Below are 16,536 nucleotides of genomic sequence, written 5' to 3' on the forward strand. Positions count from 1 at the left end.
AATTATTTTTTCCCGACCAGCCCTTCAGTCAACTCATTCATTGCTTTGACTTTATATTCGAAATCACCCTTTAAAGTTTCTCGGTAAGAATGGAGGTTTTCCAGCAAATCATCAATCTCCTCTGGCAAAACCTCTTCTAAAAGTTGTCTTAATCTTTTTGCAGTTGTAGGTGATTTTCCATTGGTTGAAATGGCAATTTTCAGGTTTCCCTTCGTCACAATTCCTCCTAAATAGAAATCACAGAGCTCTGGTGTATCCGCCACATTGACTAAAATAAACCTCTCCTTAGCTTCATTTCGAATTTGCAGATTCACTTTCTTATCATCGGTGGCTGCTATGACAATATGCTTTCCACCCAGGTACTTTTCGTGGTATGCATCCTCGATCAAAGTCACAGAATCTTTCCCCGTTGCCAACTCCATAAAATCAGCATTAAACTCTTTGGCAACAACTGTCACTTGAGCCTCGGGGCTTGATTTGAGTAAAAAGCTCAATTTCTCTGTCCCAACATTGCCACCACCTATTAGCAGCACATTGAGCTCATGAACTTTTAAGAAAATTGGATATAAATGATTCATAGGATAATTGCGAAGAGATTAAATCCAAACTATCAAAAAAACCTGAATCTATCATCCAGGTTTTCAGCTTTCTAATTCAATTCTTTTGTTTACGGCCTGTTAGCTTGAGTATCAACCAAAATTGCCTCACGGTATACCTCTGCCAGTTTCAAGCTTTCTCTCACCACCTCACCTACAATGATGATGGCAGGAGACTGAACTTGATTTCCCTGAGCTTTTGGCAAAATATCGCCAATCACACCCGCAGTGATCTTTTCATCTCTGGTCGTCCCGTTTTGGATAATTGCGATTGGCAAATTGTCTTTACCTGAGTTTTTGTAGACCGCAACAATTTCAGGAAGCTTTTGAGTCCCCATCAAAATCACGACAGTTGCTGAAGACTGAGCTGCCAAACGAACGTCATTTGACAATTTTCGAGCGGATGTAGTTCCCGTGATCACCCAGAAGCTTTCCGAAACACCTCTTTTGGTAACAGGAATCCCCGCCATAGCCGGAACAGCAATAGAGGAAGTAATTCCCGGCACTACATAGGTAGAAACTCCGAAGCTTTCGATATAGTCGATTTCCTCGGAACCTCTTCCAAACACAAATGGATCACCACCTTTTAGTCGCACAACATGTCCATGTTTTTTGGCCATGCTTACGCAAAGTTGATTGGTGTCCTCTTGAGGCAAAGAATGTTTTCCTACTCTTTTACCTACAAATACTTTCAATGCTGTTTCCGGAGCATGTTTTAATAAAACCGGATCAATTAAGGCATCATACAATACAACATCTGCTGTATTCAATGCCAAAATAGCTTTCAGTGTAATCAATTCGGGATCTCCAGGTCCTGCACCAACCAATGTCACCTTCGGATAAATTATCTCTCTCATGCCTCAACCTCCTCTTCTCTATAATTTTTCAGAACCTGATAAATCTCCAATGCCTGAGCAGCATAAGCTTTAGCAAATTCTTCTGAAGGTTCATGATTTTTGATTTCATAAACTTTATCAGCGAAAGATCTACCCAAATTCACTTTCCCAGTTTCCACAAACTTCTCATCAAAGAGGGAAATGATATTTGCATAGCTATTGGTGCTAACATCTTCACCCAAAAGCAATGCTTTGGCAGCATTGATCAAACCAGCATAGTGATGATAGATACTATCAGACCAGCGTCCATTTTCTAAAGATTCCTGGCCTAAATCCAATTTTTCTTTGGCTTCCAAAAGCAAAGTAGCCACCAAATCGATCACTACACCAGCACATTCTCCAACACCTACTGCTACCTCATAATTCTCTTCTCTACCCCAATCGATTCTATCAGCCTCAGTTACTTTTGAAGAATCTGCCAATTCTTTGATCAATTCATAGAAATAAATTTGACCTTTTTCATCGTAATAGCTCAAGAAGTCCAAATCACCAGAATTAGCTTCAAAGTCATTCAAAAGAATACGTAAAGCCTCAGGACCTCTTCTACTTGGAATCTTTGTGACTTTATCTGCAAATCTTCCATTGCCATCGCCTAGATTTCCACCACCCAAAAGCACTTGAAGTGCTGGGATCACGGTTTTACCAACTCTCATGGACATTCCCTGGAATCCGATATGGGCCATATTGTGTTGCCCACATGCATTCATACAGCCAGAGATTTTGATGACCAAATCTTTGTTTTTCAAATATTGAGGGTATTCATCAAGAATTACCTTTTCTAATTCCACAGCAATACCCGTGGAACTGGCAATACCCAGATTACAGGTATCTGTTCCGGGACAAGCCGTGATATCTCCTAGGGAATTATATCCTCTTTCAGCCAATCCGATTTTCTTCAATTCCTGATAGAAATAAGGAACCAAATCCTCTCTAACATCGCGAATTAAGAAATTCTGTCTCAAAGTGAATCTCACTTCATCATTGGCATATTTCTGTACTAAATCTGCCAATGCTCTCGCCTGAGAAATATAGAAATCTCCCAAAGGAACGCGAACTCCTACAGCTACATATCCTGCCTGCTTTTGAGGCAGTACATTTGTCTGCTTCCAAAGCTCAAAATCCAATCCCAGCTCAGCACCCAATTCAGGTTTCTCTGGATTTGGAAGCTTTTGTCCAGCTTCAGAGTTTTCAAAATCCAATGGATAAGAATGGAAAGGAAGTGCTTTTCTTTCTTGCTCAACCAATTCCAAAAAGGCCTCAAGTCCCAAATCTTTGACCAAGAATTTCATTCTGGCTTTATTTCTTCTGGCTCTCTCGCCATGGCGATCAAAGATTCTCAAAACCACCTCAATCAATGGGATCAACTGGTCAGTTTCTAAGAATTCAGCGATTACATCTCCATGTCTCGGCTGAGAACCTAAACCTCCGCCCAACAACACTTTGAAACCACGAACTTCTTTACCATCAATCGTTTTCACTTTCGGAATAAAACCCAAATCATGCATGTAAGCGAGTCCGGTATCTTCATCAGATGAAGAGAATGACATCTTGAACTTTCTACCCATTTCTTGACAGATCGGGTTTCTTAAAAAGTATTTGAAAGTAGCATCCGCGTAAGGAGTCACATCAAAAGGCTCATTTGGATCAATGCCAGCAGTTTCAGAGGCAGTCACATTTCTAACCGTGTTACCGCAAGCTTCACGAAGGGTAACATCATCTTTTTCCAATTCAGCCCAAAGCTCAGGAGTTCTATCCAAGCTCACATAGTGAATCTGGATATCCTGTCTTGTCGTGATATGAAGTCTACCAGTAGAATATTCTTCTGAAACCTTACAGATCCTTCTCAATTGATCTCCAGTCACTCGGCCATAAGGCAGTTTGATTCGGATCATCTGAACTCCAGGCTGCCTTTGTCCATATACTCCACGAGCTAGTCTAAGACTTCTGAATTTTTCCTCATCGATTTTTCCCTCCTTGAAAAGGGCGATTTTACGCTCCAATTCGAGAATATCCCTTTCTACAATCGGGTTTTCTATTTCTGTTCGAAAGCTTTGCATGGCGTAATAGTTTGATTTCCCTATGGGGAAAATAGGTTTTAGGTTGTTAGAAAAGTCCCGCAAAAGCGGGACAGGTTGTTAGGGTTAAATAGGCACTTTGGGTTTGTCCTTCCTTAGAAAGATTCGTTAATCAATAAAGCCGACACTAATGGTATCAAAGCTTCCTTCATCGATCAGAATAAAGGAACCATTAGATTTATTGCTCTTATAAGAATCCACATGGATTGGTTTGCTCAATCGGAATTGAACTCGACCAATGTCATTTAGCTTCAATTGTTCTGCCTCCTCTTTTCCAGAGAAGTCCGCATGTATTTTCTCTTCAATTCGGTCAACTTTTGCCAAAACCCGGTTCACACCATGTTGCAGGATATACTTCTGACCTACTTTTAGAGCTTTGGAATTCACTTGGCAAAGAGTTGCAGTCAGCGATTTCTCACTAATTGGCTCTTCTCCGACTTTGACAATCATATCGCCTCGGCTACAATCAACTTCATCTTCCAATGTGATGGTAATAGAAGCACCAGGTGCTGCCTCTTTTAGCTCTTGGTCAAAGAAATGGATGCCCTTGATCGTTGATTCATTTCCAGAGGGAAGCAAGGCAACCTTATCTCCGACTTTCAGGGAATTGCCATAAAGCTTTCCTGAAAAGCCTCTAAAGTCATGATAAGCTTCGGTCTTTGGACGAACAACATATTGAACAGGGAATCTGGCAACAGTGCTTTCCTGCAAGTCATTTGGTTCTAAAACTTCCAAATGATCCAACAAGGTATTTCCAACATACCAAGGCATCTGTACTGATTCACAGGTTACGTTTTCGCCTTTCAAAGCAGAAACAGGAATAAAGGTGATCTGATCTTCGGTGAAGTCACTCTTTGCTACCAATTCATCAAAATCAGACTTGATTTTCTGGAATACTTCTTCGGAATAATCCACCAAGTCCATTTTGTTCACCGCTACAACCACATGACTCATGCGAAGTAGATTGGAAATAAAAAAGTGACGGTAAGTCTGCTCAATCACTCCTTTTCTAGCGTCAATCAAAATAATGGCCACCTGAGAAGTGGAAGCTCCTGTCACCATGTTTCGAGTATACTCGACATGACCCGGAGTGTCAGCCACAATGAAATTGGTTTTGGAGGTATTGAAGTAGATATGAGCCACGTCAATCGTGATCCCTTGCTCTCTCTCTGCAACCAATCCATCGGTAGCTAAAGAGAAATCTAGGTAATCATAACCTCTTTGCTTCGAGTTTTTCTCGATAGCTTCAATTTTATCTGTTGTCAAAGAATGGGTATCATAAAGCAATCGCCCGATCAGCGTGCTTTTTCCATCATCCACTGATCCAGCAGTAGCGATTTTGATGAGTTTTCTTCCTTGTATATCCATTGTTTTCTTAATTATCTTTTAGCATTTCAGTAATTCGAAAGAAATGCTTCGCGAGATATGTAGAGACAAGTTCCCTTCGGTCACGATATATTTTTGAATAGTATCTTTCCGCTAATGCGGAATATCTTTACCTATCTGCGTAGCTATCTTTAATATTCAAGAAATTTCAATTCTTGAATATCACTTACCTTTTTTTAAAAATATCCAACCTTCTTTCTCGTCTCCATCGCTGCTTCCGATCGCTTATCATCGATTCTGGCTCCACGCTCAGATATGGTAGACTCTCTGATTTCAGCAACCACATCATCCAAAGAAACAGCCTCTGATAATACAGCCGCCGTACAGGTCATATCTCCAACAGTTCGGAAACGAACCCACTTCTCAACCACCTCTTCATGCTCCTCGCGATAGACGTGCTCATTGGCTGTCCAAATCAATCCATCTCTGAAAAAGACATCTCTTTTATGTGCGAAATAGATACTTGGTATCTCAATATTTTCAGTTCTGATATACTCCCACACATCCAGTTCAGTCCAGTTGGAAATAGGGAAAACACGTACATTTTGACCCAAATGGATCTTCCCGTTTAGCATATCAAAAAGCTCAGGTCTCTGGTTTTTCTCATCCCATTGTCCAAAATCATCTCTTACAGAAAAAACACGCTCTTTCGCTCTAGCCTTCTCTTCATCTCTTCTAGCACCGCCAATACATGCGTCAAATTTGAACTCCTCTATCGCATCTAGAAGTGTGGTGGTCTGGAGAGAGTTTCTGCTTGCATAGCGACCTCTTTCTTCCCGAACTTTCCCCTGATCGATTGCATCCTGAACGTTTCTAACGATCAATTCCAATCCCAACTCTTCCACCAATTTATCTCTGAATTCAATGGTCTCAGGGAAATTGTGTCCGGTATCCACATGCAATAATGGAAATGGGATTTTTGCAGGAAAAAAGGCCTTTTGAGCCAATCTCACCAAAGTAATGGAGTCTTTTCCACCTGAAAAAAGCAAAACAGGACGCTCAAACTGCGCAGCCACTTCGCGAAGGATGTGGATGGATTCTGCTTCTTTGGGGTTTGGTATAAATAGGTTTGACATAGGAAATACGAATTACGAAAATTTGAAATACGAACTGACCTAAATGGTTAAACTTTTACAGCTTCGAAAACTAATTTTCTGATTTTTGACTTCTAATATTTTTTGATGGCTGTAAACCGTTTACTGTTTACTACTCACTGATCCTGACAACAATCGGATCTTACTTCGCGTGCAAGCCGCATTCTTTTTTGGAATCTTCCCACCACCATCTTCCGGCTCTTGCATCTTCTCCTGGAAGAATCGCTCTCGTACAAGGAGCACAACCGATACTGATAAAGCCTTTGTCATGAAGCGGGTTATAAGGAATTCCCTTTTCCTCGATGTAGGCGATCATTTGATCGTAGCTCCAATCCAAAAGGGGATTATACTTGAAGATCTGATTGCCGTCATCCCACTCGATTCTCTTCATGCCACTTCTATTGGCACTTTGCTCAGCTCTCAGGCCTGTTACCCAAACCTCATTGCCAGCCAAAGCACGCTTCAAAGGCTCCACTTTTCTGACGTAGCAGCAGGATTTTCTATTTTCAACAGAATTGTAAAATCCATTGATCCCCTGTTCAGCAACCAGGTTTTCAACAGATTCTCTCTCTGGATAATAAACTTGAATTCGGGTATTATACTTGCTTTCGGTACGTGCCAAAAGCTCTAAAGTCTCAGGAAATAATCTCCCTGTGTCCAAAGAGAATATTTTAACTGGTATTTGATTTTGGGCGATCAATTGGGTAATCACTTGATCTTCCTGTCCCAAAGAAGTTGAAAAGACAACTTTCCCTGGAAACAAATCAGCAATCAAAGCTAACCCTTCTTGAGCACTCAACTGGTCTAATTGTGATTCTAGCTCAAGCATATTTTTCTTCTGTTTCATTTGCTTCTGCTTTTGGAGAAATTTCCCAAACTCTCTCGTGTAGGTAATACAAAATAATTTTAGAGAACACCTCTACAGAACCGATTGATAAGGCCATCACAAATTCTCCTGTTACGAAATAGGAAATGATAATGGTATCAATGGTCCCCACAATTCTCCAAGAAATTGATTTGAGGAGGCTTTTGGCATTGCTGTCTTTTCCAGACTTGCTAGCAAAGAGTTTCTTAAGTGGCTGGTCTAAAATCATACAGGTTTCAACGAGAGTAAAGCACAAAAGTATATAAACCCTATTTATTTTATAGGGTTTATTGGAAAAAAATTTTGTTAAGTTTTCAAAATATCTTCTAACGTCTTGTTTTCCAGTATTTTAAGTGTTTCATCTCTTACCTGAATCATCACCTTATTTATCCCACAAGTCACCTCGTCCTTACACTCATCACAAGGTTCGTAGTAGTTTAAACTCACACATGGAAGAAGTGCAATAGGTCCATCTAATAGACGAATGACTTTTGAAAGAGGAATATCTTTGGGATCTTTTATTAGGTAGTAACCTCCACCTTTTCCTTTTTTACTCCCCAAGATTCCCGCTTTTTTTAGTTCAAGCAGGATATTTTCTAAAAACTTATGGGAAATCCCATGCTCTTCGGCGATATCCTGGATCAATACGGTCTTTTCTTCACGGTGCTTGCCCAGGTATGTCAGGGCATGTAGGGCATATTTGGTCTTTTTGGAAAGCATTACCAAAAATAATCTTTTTTGGCATATACCCTAGTACGGTAGTGGGGAATTAGAATAAATCTAATTAAAGTCAAAAATCCTACTATCCCAAAATAGAACCGGAGGCTTTGAGTCAATCCAATTCAAATCTATAAAGGTTCGCTTTCCCATCATCGACATAGCCAATCAAATCTCGATCTTTCTCGTTTACTGCTATGATGCTTACCTCCCGATCCAATTCCAAAATTTTCACAGGATTCCCCCCCCAGTCATAAACTAATACCCTTTTACTTTTTAAAGGGTAATGATATTCCCACGGTTCATCCGAATACAAGACATAGATATAATCCTCAGAAACAGTTGTAAAAACATTCCCAAACCTATTTTCCTTCTTAATTGTCGCACTTATCATATTTGGACCAGAGGAATCTTCAAACTCGGTCGGCCAATAATGAAGCGATTTATTTATGATTAATTGCCCCTCTTCATTCAATTCCAAAAAGTCCATATTAAATGAAAATGTGGATGATGCAAGTACAAGCGACTTAGAGGGATGCTTATAAAAATTACTTTGATAGGCCATATCTAAAGTGCTAGGTGCTATACCTTCAAATTTTTCCTGAAATGGGAATGTACCTACAGATTGTATCTCTTTCCCCTTAGAAATAAGCATGAATGGTTTTTCGATCATCCCGGCTCCCAAAAAATAATCCCCCTCCAATTTTATTGCTGTGCGAATAAAACCATCGAACTTTCCTTGAAATGGAATACAATCTGGATCATCTTTAGATTCCAAAATTTGACCGATTGGATATTCTTGGAATTCTCTCATTTCCATTTCATAAACTCCGAGCATATCTCCATTTTTTCCCGATTTGAAAATCGAAAGAAAGGGATTCATTTCACAAGGTCCTTGACCGATCTTTCCAAATCTCTTTAGAAACCGGTCTTGATCTACATCGATAATTTTGAACAAGTATTCCAACTCTTCATCTTTTACGAATAAAAATTTATCGAATAATAATATTTCGCCAGCCCGAAATAGAGAATCAGACGAGTGAAGCCTAATTGAATTTAGACGATTTTTAACCTGAAATTCTATGAGGGGGTTTTCGACAATGAGTGCATCAGAACAACTCCATAGTAGGAATCCACCGATAAGGTATAGCAGGATATAAATTACTTTAAACCTCAATCTGCGTTTACTCATTACATTTCAGGACAACGAACTTCGACACCTGGAACTGGAATCATTTCATTTCCATTGGGTCCTACATAAATTATCCAATGGCAAACCTTATTTAATGAACTACGCATACAGCAAGTAATCCCAGGATCTGCTTTCACTAAAGGTGCAGATTGAAGAAATAAAATTGAAAGAAAAGCAAATAAAATAATTGACTTTTTCATAATGATAAAATTTAAATTGTGAAACAAAAAAGTCTTAAGCGCTAAAAACTTAGACTAAGTTTAGTTTTTCATTCCTAAAATTCAAGTTTAAACTAAATATTATTCAGCTTGAACTATTAACCATCTGGTTATCAGGGCTAATTATTTATTTAATTTATAAATTACTGATTTTACTTAGTTCTATATCAATGACTTAAAGCTACAGCAAAAAAACCTCCGATCCCTAAATGGAACCGGAGGTTTGGTAGAATTAAAACCTTCGAGGTTCTAAAAATCTCAAAGGATAATGTTACTTAAAGCATCTCAACGCTTCTCTTTACAAATGCAGTAAGATCTTTGCCTGTCAAAAGGCCTTGAGAAAGTTTCGCCAAATCAAAGGCTTGCTTCGCCAATTGGATCTGAGCTTCTTCTCCGTCTGCTTTCAAAATCTTATCGACAACTGGGTGGTTACCGTTGATAGCTACTTTGTAGTTGTCAGGCATCTGTCCGTAGAAACTCATCGGGCCTCCACCAGTCTGTGCCATGTCTTTCATTCTGCGCATCCACTCTTCCATCGTGATGGTTACTGGAAGTTCTTCCGGACTTAAACCTTCCACTTCAACAGTGTAGGTTTGACTTCCAATTGCCTTATCGAATAATTCCTTCACTTGCTTACTTTGATCTTCAGTCAGCAAGTTTGCATAGGAATCTTCCTTCTGGATCAATTTCTCAACCACATCCGCATCTACACGCTTCATCTGGACTTTCTCCATCTTCGTCTCCACATTCTGGATAAAGTGACTATCAATCGGAGAATCCATCACCAACACATCATAATCCTTTTTATTAGCAGAGGCGATGAAGCTATCCTGCTTTTCTACATCTGTTGCATACAAGAAAATGGTCGTGTCATTCTTATCCGTCTGAATGGCTTTTACTTTCTCCTTGTACTCATCCATGGTGAAGAATTCACCTTTAGTGTTTTCCAAAAGCGTAAAGTCTTTCCCTTTTTCGTAGAATTTATCCTCGGAGATCATTCCGTATTTCACGAACAAACCGATATCACTCCACTTCTCTTCGTAAGCTTTTCTGTCCTTTTTGAACAATTCAGCCAACTTATCAGCAACTTTCTTGGTGATGTAGTTATTGATCTTTTTCACATTTCCATCAGCTTGCAAGAAGCTTCGGGACACGTTCAAAGGAATATCCGGAGAGTCAATCACCCCGTGTAGTAACATCAAAAATTCAGGAACGATATCCTTCACCTCATCCGTGATGAATACCTGACGGCTGAATAGTTTGATTTTATTGCGTTGCAACTCGAAGTCATTTTTGACTTTCGGGAAGTACAATACTCCTGTCAAATTGAATGGATAATCCACATTCAAATGAATCCAGAAAAGCGGATCCTCAGACATCGGATAGAGCTCCTTGTAGAATGCCAAGTAATCCTCATCCTTCAAATCACTTGGTGACTTGGTCCAGATAGGAGAAGTAGTATTGATAATATTATCAACTTCTACAGACTTGTATTTCTTCTCACCTTTGTCATCTACTCCATCCTCTACGGATTCGGTTTTGGTTCCAAACTTGATCGGAACAGGCAAGAACTTGCAGTATTTGTCCAAGATTCCCTGAAGCTTCCACTTGTCCAAGAATTCCTCAGAATCCTCATTGACATGCAAAATGATATCAGTTCCTCTTTCTTTTCTTTTGCCTTTTTTGATCTCAAACTCAGTACTTCCGTCGCAAGTCCAAATCGCCGGCTCAGCACCTTCCTGGTAAGAAAGTGTGTGAATTTCCACGGTTTTGGCAACCATAAATGCGGAATAGAAACCCAAACCAAATTTACCGATGATCTCATTGGCATCTTTGGCATCTTTGAATTTCTCAACAAATTCAGTTGCACCGGAGAAAGCAATCTGATTGATATACTTTTTGATCTCCTCAGCCGTCATCCCCAAACCTTTATCAGAAATGGTGATGGTCTTCTTTTTCTCATCGAAGGCAACCTCAACAGTGATGTCTCCTAGCTCCCCTTTGTACTGACCAAGCGTCGCGAGTCTTTTGATTTTCTGCGTAGCATCCACTGCATTGGATACTAGCTCACGAAGAAAAATCTCATGGTCAGAGTACAAGAATTTTTTAATGATCGGGAAAATGTTCTCGGTATGGATCGAGATGGTACCTTTTTCCTGCATGGGTATAAATCAGTTTAGTTAATACAATAATTGACAAAGTGGATTTATCAATGCCTGTTCCAAACCGAAAAAAATGACAAGTTGGCAGACCACTTAGATGATCAGCCTTTCAAAGTCAGGACGGAACTATTTATAATATTTTGCATTTTATTTAGAATCGTTGAATTTTTCAGCTAAATTATTCAGCATAAGCAACTCGCTTTCAATCACTTTATCTCGATATCCAAACAGATTGAGATTATGAGGGATTGCATTTTTTAGATCATCTTTTTCTGAAAATGAATCAAAAAGAAAACGTATTCAAGCTATTCCCAAACATGGGCTATTGGCTCATGATTTTCATTCCCCTGATCTTTGCAGGCTTCTATGTGACCTATTTTAGTCAATTGTCACTATCACTTCCCCGCATCATGCATATTCATTTTGCATTGATGAGCTGTTGGGTATTAATGCTGATTGTACAGCCACTATTGATTCGTTATCGAAAGCTCTCCTTACATAAATCTATCGGAAAGGCCAGCTACCTAGTAGTCCCACTTGTCATTTTGACTACATGGATGATGATGAGATATACCTATGGAAATCAGCTTGCTTCACTTCTTGGAGATATTGAAGCTAGCCTAACTGAATTGACTCTAGAACAGGGAAAAACACAAATAGCCGTATTTATTTCCATTGCTTTCGTATACCTAATTTGGCTGATTATCTTTTACTCTTTGGCTGTTATCTATCGAAAAAACAAGTCTTTTCATGCACGATTCATGATCGCCGCATCCTTGACCTTGATAGGTCCTACTGTAGATCGCATTCTTTTTTTTCTTTTTGGAATCTCAACAGTGATAGCTGATTTGCCAGTTGAGGTGGTAGGATTTCTATTTATCGACATTCTCCTATTGACCTTGATGATCAAAGACATCAGAAATAACAAATCAGCGATACCATTTGGAGTATCACTTGCCATTTACTTCTTTCTTCAAGTTTTTCACATCTATTTTACTAAAAATGAAGCCTGGGGAAATTTCGTTTATCTCCTTTTACACTAGACCCAATTTCGATATATGAAAAAGCACCTTATCCTGATTCTTTGCATCTTAAATTTTGGATTATTGAAAGCCCAAGAAGTGCCAGAAATTCAAAAAAGAACTGTCACATTTTTAGAGACTTTAGATCAAAATCAGACAAATCAGGTTTTAATCGCTTTAAATGACAGTGCCAGAACAAAATGGACCAACCTTCCTATTGGATTGGCTCCACGCTCTGGACTTCAATACGCTGACTTTTCCGATAAAAGCAAAATCGCTTTTCATAAAATATTAAGTGAACTTTTAAGTTCTCAAGGCTACCTCAAGACCTTTGCTATCATGCAGGTGGACGATATTCTTCATGAGCTATTTGAAATCAAATATAATCGTGGAGAAATGGATGAAAACACCATCAAAATGATCCGTGGGCTTAACTGGGATTATGGAAATTACTTCCTTGCCATTGCAGGCAACCCAAAGACTGACGACCAATGGGGTCTCAAATTCGAGGGGCATCATCTATCACTCAATTTGACAGTATCGGGGCAAGAATTCTCAATGACTCCACTTTTTTTGGGCTCAGATCCAGCGGTAGTTGAAGAAACTCAATATGCAGGATTGAGACCTTTGAGCAAAGAGGAGGATTATGGGTTTTGGTTTGTCAATTCTCTAGATGATGCTCAAAAAGCAAAGGCCACTTTGGATGAAAAAGTGCCCGGAGATATCATCACCAGTCCAGATCGACCTCAATGGCTAGAGACTTTCCAGGGAATCAAAGGCTCTGAACTTTCAGAAACTCAAAGACAAATCCTTCATTATTTGATTGAAGAATATGTAGCAAATCTGGATCATAAAAAAGCTGAGGAGTACTTGGCAAAACTCCACGCTACCGGAATGGATGAGGTCTATTTTGCATGGATCGGCAGCTATGAACCCATGAAAGCCCATTACTACATTATTCACAGTCCAGATTTCTTAATTGAATATGACAATGTCGGTTTCTTGGATAATGCAAATCACATTCATTCTATCTTCAGGGAAAAAGGAAATGACTTTGGAGAGGATGTGTTGAAAAACCATAGGATGGCTCACCATCATTAAATGAAAAATGCCAGAATCAGGATATTCCAAAACGCCACTTTTCAAGAAATTGGGAATCAAATCAGGGGATAAAATTCTCTGTTTGTTTTCCCCAAAAGACTACGGGGCCTTTTTCGAGTATCTTCCTGATAATTTGGAGATTATTTCAGAAGATCATTTAATTGAAGAGTTAGATTTTATTCATCTTTTTGTCAAAAGCCAAAAAGAACTTAATGAGGGCTGGAGCAAAGCTGTCAAATTCTTAAAAAAAGATGGAATTCTTTGGGTAAGTTGGCCTAAGCAAAGCTCCTCTATCTCTACAGATGTTGGCAAATACGACATCATGCATTATGGCCTGGATCAAGGTCTGGTGGATGTCAAAGTTGCAGCAATCGATGAGGATTGGAGCGGATTGAAATTTATGTATCGAAAAAAAGACCGATGAAACAGCTTACTGCCTTCCTATTTTTCACCATTTTTTCTATTCAAGGAATAGCTCAAGAAAGACCTCAAATCGAAATCCAAACCAACTATGGAACGATGGTACTGGAACTCTACAATGAGACTCCTCTCCATAGAGACAATTTCCTGAAATTGATAGAAGACAAGGTTTATGACAGTTTGATTTTCCACAGGGTGATAGAGGACTTTATGATTCAGGCCGGAGATACTGAAAGCAAGAATGCTAAACCGGGAGAATCAGTGGGTGAGCATGATTTACCTTATCAGGTTCCCGCAGAAATCCGTCCCAATATTTTCCATAAAAAAGGGTCCTTGGGAGCCGCAAGGACTAATAATCCCGAAAGGGCTTCTAGTAGTACACAGTTTTATATTGTTCAGGGAAAGATCCAAAATGACAGTTTATTGACGCACAACCAAAACAGGATCAATACCTATTTGCAAAGGCATTTTGCCATCAATGATACTACGATCAAACCACTTTATGACTCTCTAGAAAATGCGAGAGAAGCCAAAGACAGTGTATTGGTCAAAACTCTTTCTGATAAGTTGGAAAGCCAGGTAAAGTCCTTTGAGAATTTTCAGAAATACGAGATCCCAGCCGCTCATAAAGAAGTCTATGAAAACATTGGCGGAACTCCCCATTTGGATCAAAGTTATACTGTTTTCGGCCAGGTGATTTCAGGTCTGGAAGTTGTCGATGCCATAGCGGCTGTAGAAACCAATGAAAAGGATAGACCTGAGACTGATGTGATTATTTTAAAAATGAGAATTGTGCATACACCTATACCATAACTTTTATGAAAGCATTTGCTATCTTTTTTTACCTTTCCTCTGTTCCTTTCAAAAAGGGAGCATGTGGATTTTTTGCCTTTCTTTTATTTCAGCTTTTTGTATTCCAAGCTCAAGGCCAAGACAAAGTTTTTATTGACAGTATTTCAGATCAAGCTCATTTCAAATACTCTGATTACGATTATCCGGAAGCCATCCGCCTTGCTCAAGAGGCGCTTTCTTTAAGCCAATCTGAAGATTATAAAGAGGGAATTTTGAGGTCTCAGCTTTACCTTTTGATGGCTAGTCAAGAATCTGGCAAAGAGACCTATGACCCCAAGGCTGTAGAAATTCTCATTCCTGAATTGGAAGAAAAAGGTCTTTGGCTAGAGCAAGCTCGAGCTCTTTCATTTCTTGCAAATACCTATGCTTTTTTTGGGGATGTAGAAAAGTCAATTCAAAATCATTTAAAGGCACTTACGATTTATGAGGAACATGAGCTGATCACCGGTATGGCCAGTGTCTATAATTCATTGGGACTCATCTATTATGATCAGCATGATTTTGATGAGGCATTTTTTTACATCAGGAAATCTTTAGCCATGGAGGAAGGCGTTGGGGATCTCAAAAGAGTGCATACCTCCTTGAATAATCTCGCTATCATATTTGAATATACCGGACCAATTGACTCTGCTATTTTTTATCATAAGCAAGCATTAGACATCGCTTACCAAACCAAAAGCCCTTATACTATTGGACTTTCACTGAGTAATCTTGGAAACAATTATGCCAACGATGGGCAATTGGATTTGGCAGAAAGCACGCTTTTAGAAGCCTTGAGAATAAGGGACTCCTTGGGCTATTCTCGTGGCTTAGCTTACACCCACAACCGACTTGCTAATCTATATTTAGAGAAAAACGAATATCAGAAATCTCAATTTCACGCTCAAAAGTCACTCGAAAATGCTGAGCTAGCATCCGAGTTGAAAGTCATTCGGATGGCCTACGAGAGGATGATGGAGCTTGCCGAAAAAACAGGAAATACCGCACAAGAACTAAAATATCTTAAACTAGCGACAGAACTGAAGGACAGTTTGCTCAATGATTCCAACACCAAGGAAATCACGCAAATGATGGCCAATTATGATTTTGAGAAAAGGCAAATGCTGGATAGCATCCAAAACGCTCAAGTTATGCGGGAGCAAAGTCTTCTCTATGAGGAAAGACTAAAAGTGGAACGCAATCGTCAAATCATTTTCCTCATTTCTGGTATTCTTCTGCTAGTTCTTGCGGTCAGTTGGTGGCGTAGATACATTTTTATCAGAAAATCCAACTTTGCGATAGCTGCTGAAAAAGAACGCTCAGATGATTTATTACTGAATATTTTACCTGAAAATGTTGCTCAGGAATTAAAGGAGAAGGGATATTCTGATGCCAGAGATTTTGAAAAAGTCACAGTCATCTTCACGGATTTTGCCGACTTCACCAAAAAGGCCCAGCACCTTTCAGCCAAAGAACTAGTGAATGAATTAAATACTTGCTTCAAGGAATTTGATAAAATCGTTGAATCCAAAGGTCTGGAGAAAATCAAAACCATTGGAGATGCTTACTTGGTCGCAGCGGGGCTTGATTCCAAGTCAGATGCACTTTCTGCTATTGAAGCCGCCCTTGAAATGAAGGAATTCATCCTAGAAAGAAACCAAAACCCTTCCATCCCTACCAAGGCAAAATTTGATATGCGAGTAGGTATCAATTCAGGTTCGGTAGTAGCTGGGATTGTAGGCATCAAGAAATTCCAATATGATATCTGGGGAGACACAGTCAATACAGCTCAAAGAATGGAGTCGAATTGCGAGCTCAATCGAATCAATATATCTGAGAACACATACGAACTCGTAAAAAATGACCCCAGATTTGAATTTGAATACCGGGGAGAAATTGAAGTCAAAGGAAAAGGATTGATGAAGATGTGGTTTATTATGCGTTCAAAGACATCCTAATTT

16 protein-coding genes are annotated in these 16,536 nt (G+C 39.4%); 5 read left to right on the plus strand and 11 right to left on the minus strand.

Annotation, left to right across the window (positions count from 1 at the left end; all coding sequences use genetic code 11):
• Window positions 1-2 precede the first annotated feature (2 nt).
• The 11 genes from BUF13_RS07280 to htpG all read right to left on the minus strand — a co-directional run bounded on the left by BUF13_RS07280 (window position 3) and on the right by htpG (window position 11,201).
• Complete coding sequence (locus BUF13_RS07280; RefSeq protein ID WP_073571119.1) at window positions 3-578, minus strand: precorrin-2 dehydrogenase/sirohydrochlorin ferrochelatase family protein; 576 nt, start codon at window positions 576-578, stop codon at window positions 3-5.
• 89 nt (window positions 579-667) lie between these two features.
• Window positions 668-1,453: a uroporphyrinogen-III C-methyltransferase gene (gene cobA / locus BUF13_RS07285; protein WP_073571120.1), complete on the minus strand. Its 786-nt coding sequence runs from the start codon at window positions 1,451-1,453 to the stop codon at window positions 668-670.
• Window positions 1,450-3,549: a HEPN domain-containing protein gene (locus BUF13_RS07290; RefSeq protein WP_073571121.1), complete on the minus strand. Its 2,100-nt coding sequence runs from the start codon at window positions 3,547-3,549 to the stop codon at window positions 1,450-1,452. Before BUF13_RS07290 ends, cobA begins: the two co-directional genes overlap by 4 nt.
• Before the next feature lie 126 nt (window positions 3,550-3,675).
• Window positions 3,676-4,935: a sulfate adenylyltransferase subunit 1 gene (locus BUF13_RS07295; protein WP_073571122.1), complete on the minus strand. Its 1,260-nt coding sequence runs from the start codon at window positions 4,933-4,935 to the stop codon at window positions 3,676-3,678.
• 194 nt (window positions 4,936-5,129) lie between these two features.
• Window positions 5,130-6,029: a sulfate adenylyltransferase subunit CysD gene (gene cysD, locus BUF13_RS07300; protein WP_073571123.1), complete on the minus strand. Its 900-nt coding sequence runs from the start codon at window positions 6,027-6,029 to the stop codon at window positions 5,130-5,132.
• A 160-nt stretch (window positions 6,030-6,189) separates the two neighbouring features.
• Window positions 6,190-6,894 carry a phosphoadenylyl-sulfate reductase gene (locus BUF13_RS07305; RefSeq protein WP_073571124.1) on the minus strand — a complete coding sequence of 235 codons (705 nt, stop codon included), beginning with the start codon at window positions 6,892-6,894 and terminating at the stop codon, window positions 6,190-6,192.
• Entirely contained in the window at window positions 6,869-7,141 is a 273-nt protein-coding gene (locus BUF13_RS07310; protein ID WP_073571125.1) for a DUF2061 domain-containing protein, read from the minus strand. Before BUF13_RS07310 ends, BUF13_RS07305 begins: the two co-directional genes overlap by 26 nt.
• Before the next feature lie 77 nt (window positions 7,142-7,218).
• Entirely contained in the window at window positions 7,219-7,632 is a 414-nt protein-coding gene (locus BUF13_RS07315; protein ID WP_073571126.1) for an RrF2 family transcriptional regulator, read from the minus strand.
• A 112-nt stretch (window positions 7,633-7,744) separates the two neighbouring features.
• Window positions 7,745-8,821, minus strand: a complete 1,077-nt coding sequence (locus tag BUF13_RS07320; protein ID WP_073571127.1) for a BF3164 family lipoprotein — start codon at window positions 8,819-8,821, stop codon at window positions 7,745-7,747.
• Window positions 8,821-9,021, minus strand: a complete 201-nt coding sequence (locus BUF13_RS07325; protein ID WP_073571128.1) for a hypothetical protein — start codon at window positions 9,019-9,021, stop codon at window positions 8,821-8,823. Before BUF13_RS07325 ends, BUF13_RS07320 begins: the two co-directional genes overlap by 1 nt.
• 293 nt (window positions 9,022-9,314) lie before the next feature.
• A complete protein-coding gene (gene htpG, locus BUF13_RS07330) occupies window positions 9,315-11,201 on the minus strand; it encodes a molecular chaperone HtpG (protein WP_073571129.1) in 1,887 nt (628 codons plus the stop codon).
• Window positions 11,202-11,479: 278 nt separating this feature from the next.
• On the opposite strand from htpG, the gene BUF13_RS07335 reads away from it, so the two are divergent.
• Genes BUF13_RS07335 through BUF13_RS07355 form a run of 5 tightly spaced genes read left to right on the plus strand, consistent with a single transcriptional unit; the run spans window position 11,480 to window position 16,533 of the window.
• Window positions 11,480-12,244 carry a hypothetical protein gene (locus tag BUF13_RS07335; protein WP_073571130.1) on the plus strand — a complete coding sequence of 255 codons (765 nt, stop codon included), beginning with the start codon at window positions 11,480-11,482 and terminating at the stop codon, window positions 12,242-12,244.
• Between the two features lie 15 nt (window positions 12,245-12,259).
• Entirely contained in the window at window positions 12,260-13,324 is a 1,065-nt protein-coding gene (locus BUF13_RS07340) for a DUF3500 domain-containing protein (RefSeq protein WP_073571131.1), read from the plus strand.
• 7 nt (window positions 13,325-13,331) lie between these two features.
• A complete protein-coding gene (locus tag BUF13_RS07345) occupies window positions 13,332-13,748 on the plus strand; it encodes a DUF3052 family protein (RefSeq protein WP_073571132.1) in 417 nt (138 codons plus the stop codon).
• A complete protein-coding gene (locus BUF13_RS07350; protein WP_073571133.1) occupies window positions 13,745-14,557 on the plus strand; it encodes a peptidylprolyl isomerase in 813 nt (270 codons plus the stop codon). Before BUF13_RS07345 ends, BUF13_RS07350 begins: the two co-directional genes overlap by 4 nt.
• A 5-nt stretch (window positions 14,558-14,562) precedes the next feature.
• Window positions 14,563-16,533 (plus strand): adenylate/guanylate cyclase domain-containing protein, encoded by a 1,971-nt coding sequence (locus BUF13_RS07355; RefSeq protein WP_073571134.1) that lies wholly within the window; start codon window positions 14,563-14,565, stop codon window positions 16,531-16,533.
• Window positions 16,534-16,536: the final 3 nt, after the last annotated feature.

The sequence above is a fragment of the Algoriphagus zhangzhouensis genome (assembly GCF_900148515.1).
GTDB lineage: Bacteria > Bacteroidota > Bacteroidia > Cytophagales > Cyclobacteriaceae > Algoriphagus > Algoriphagus zhangzhouensis.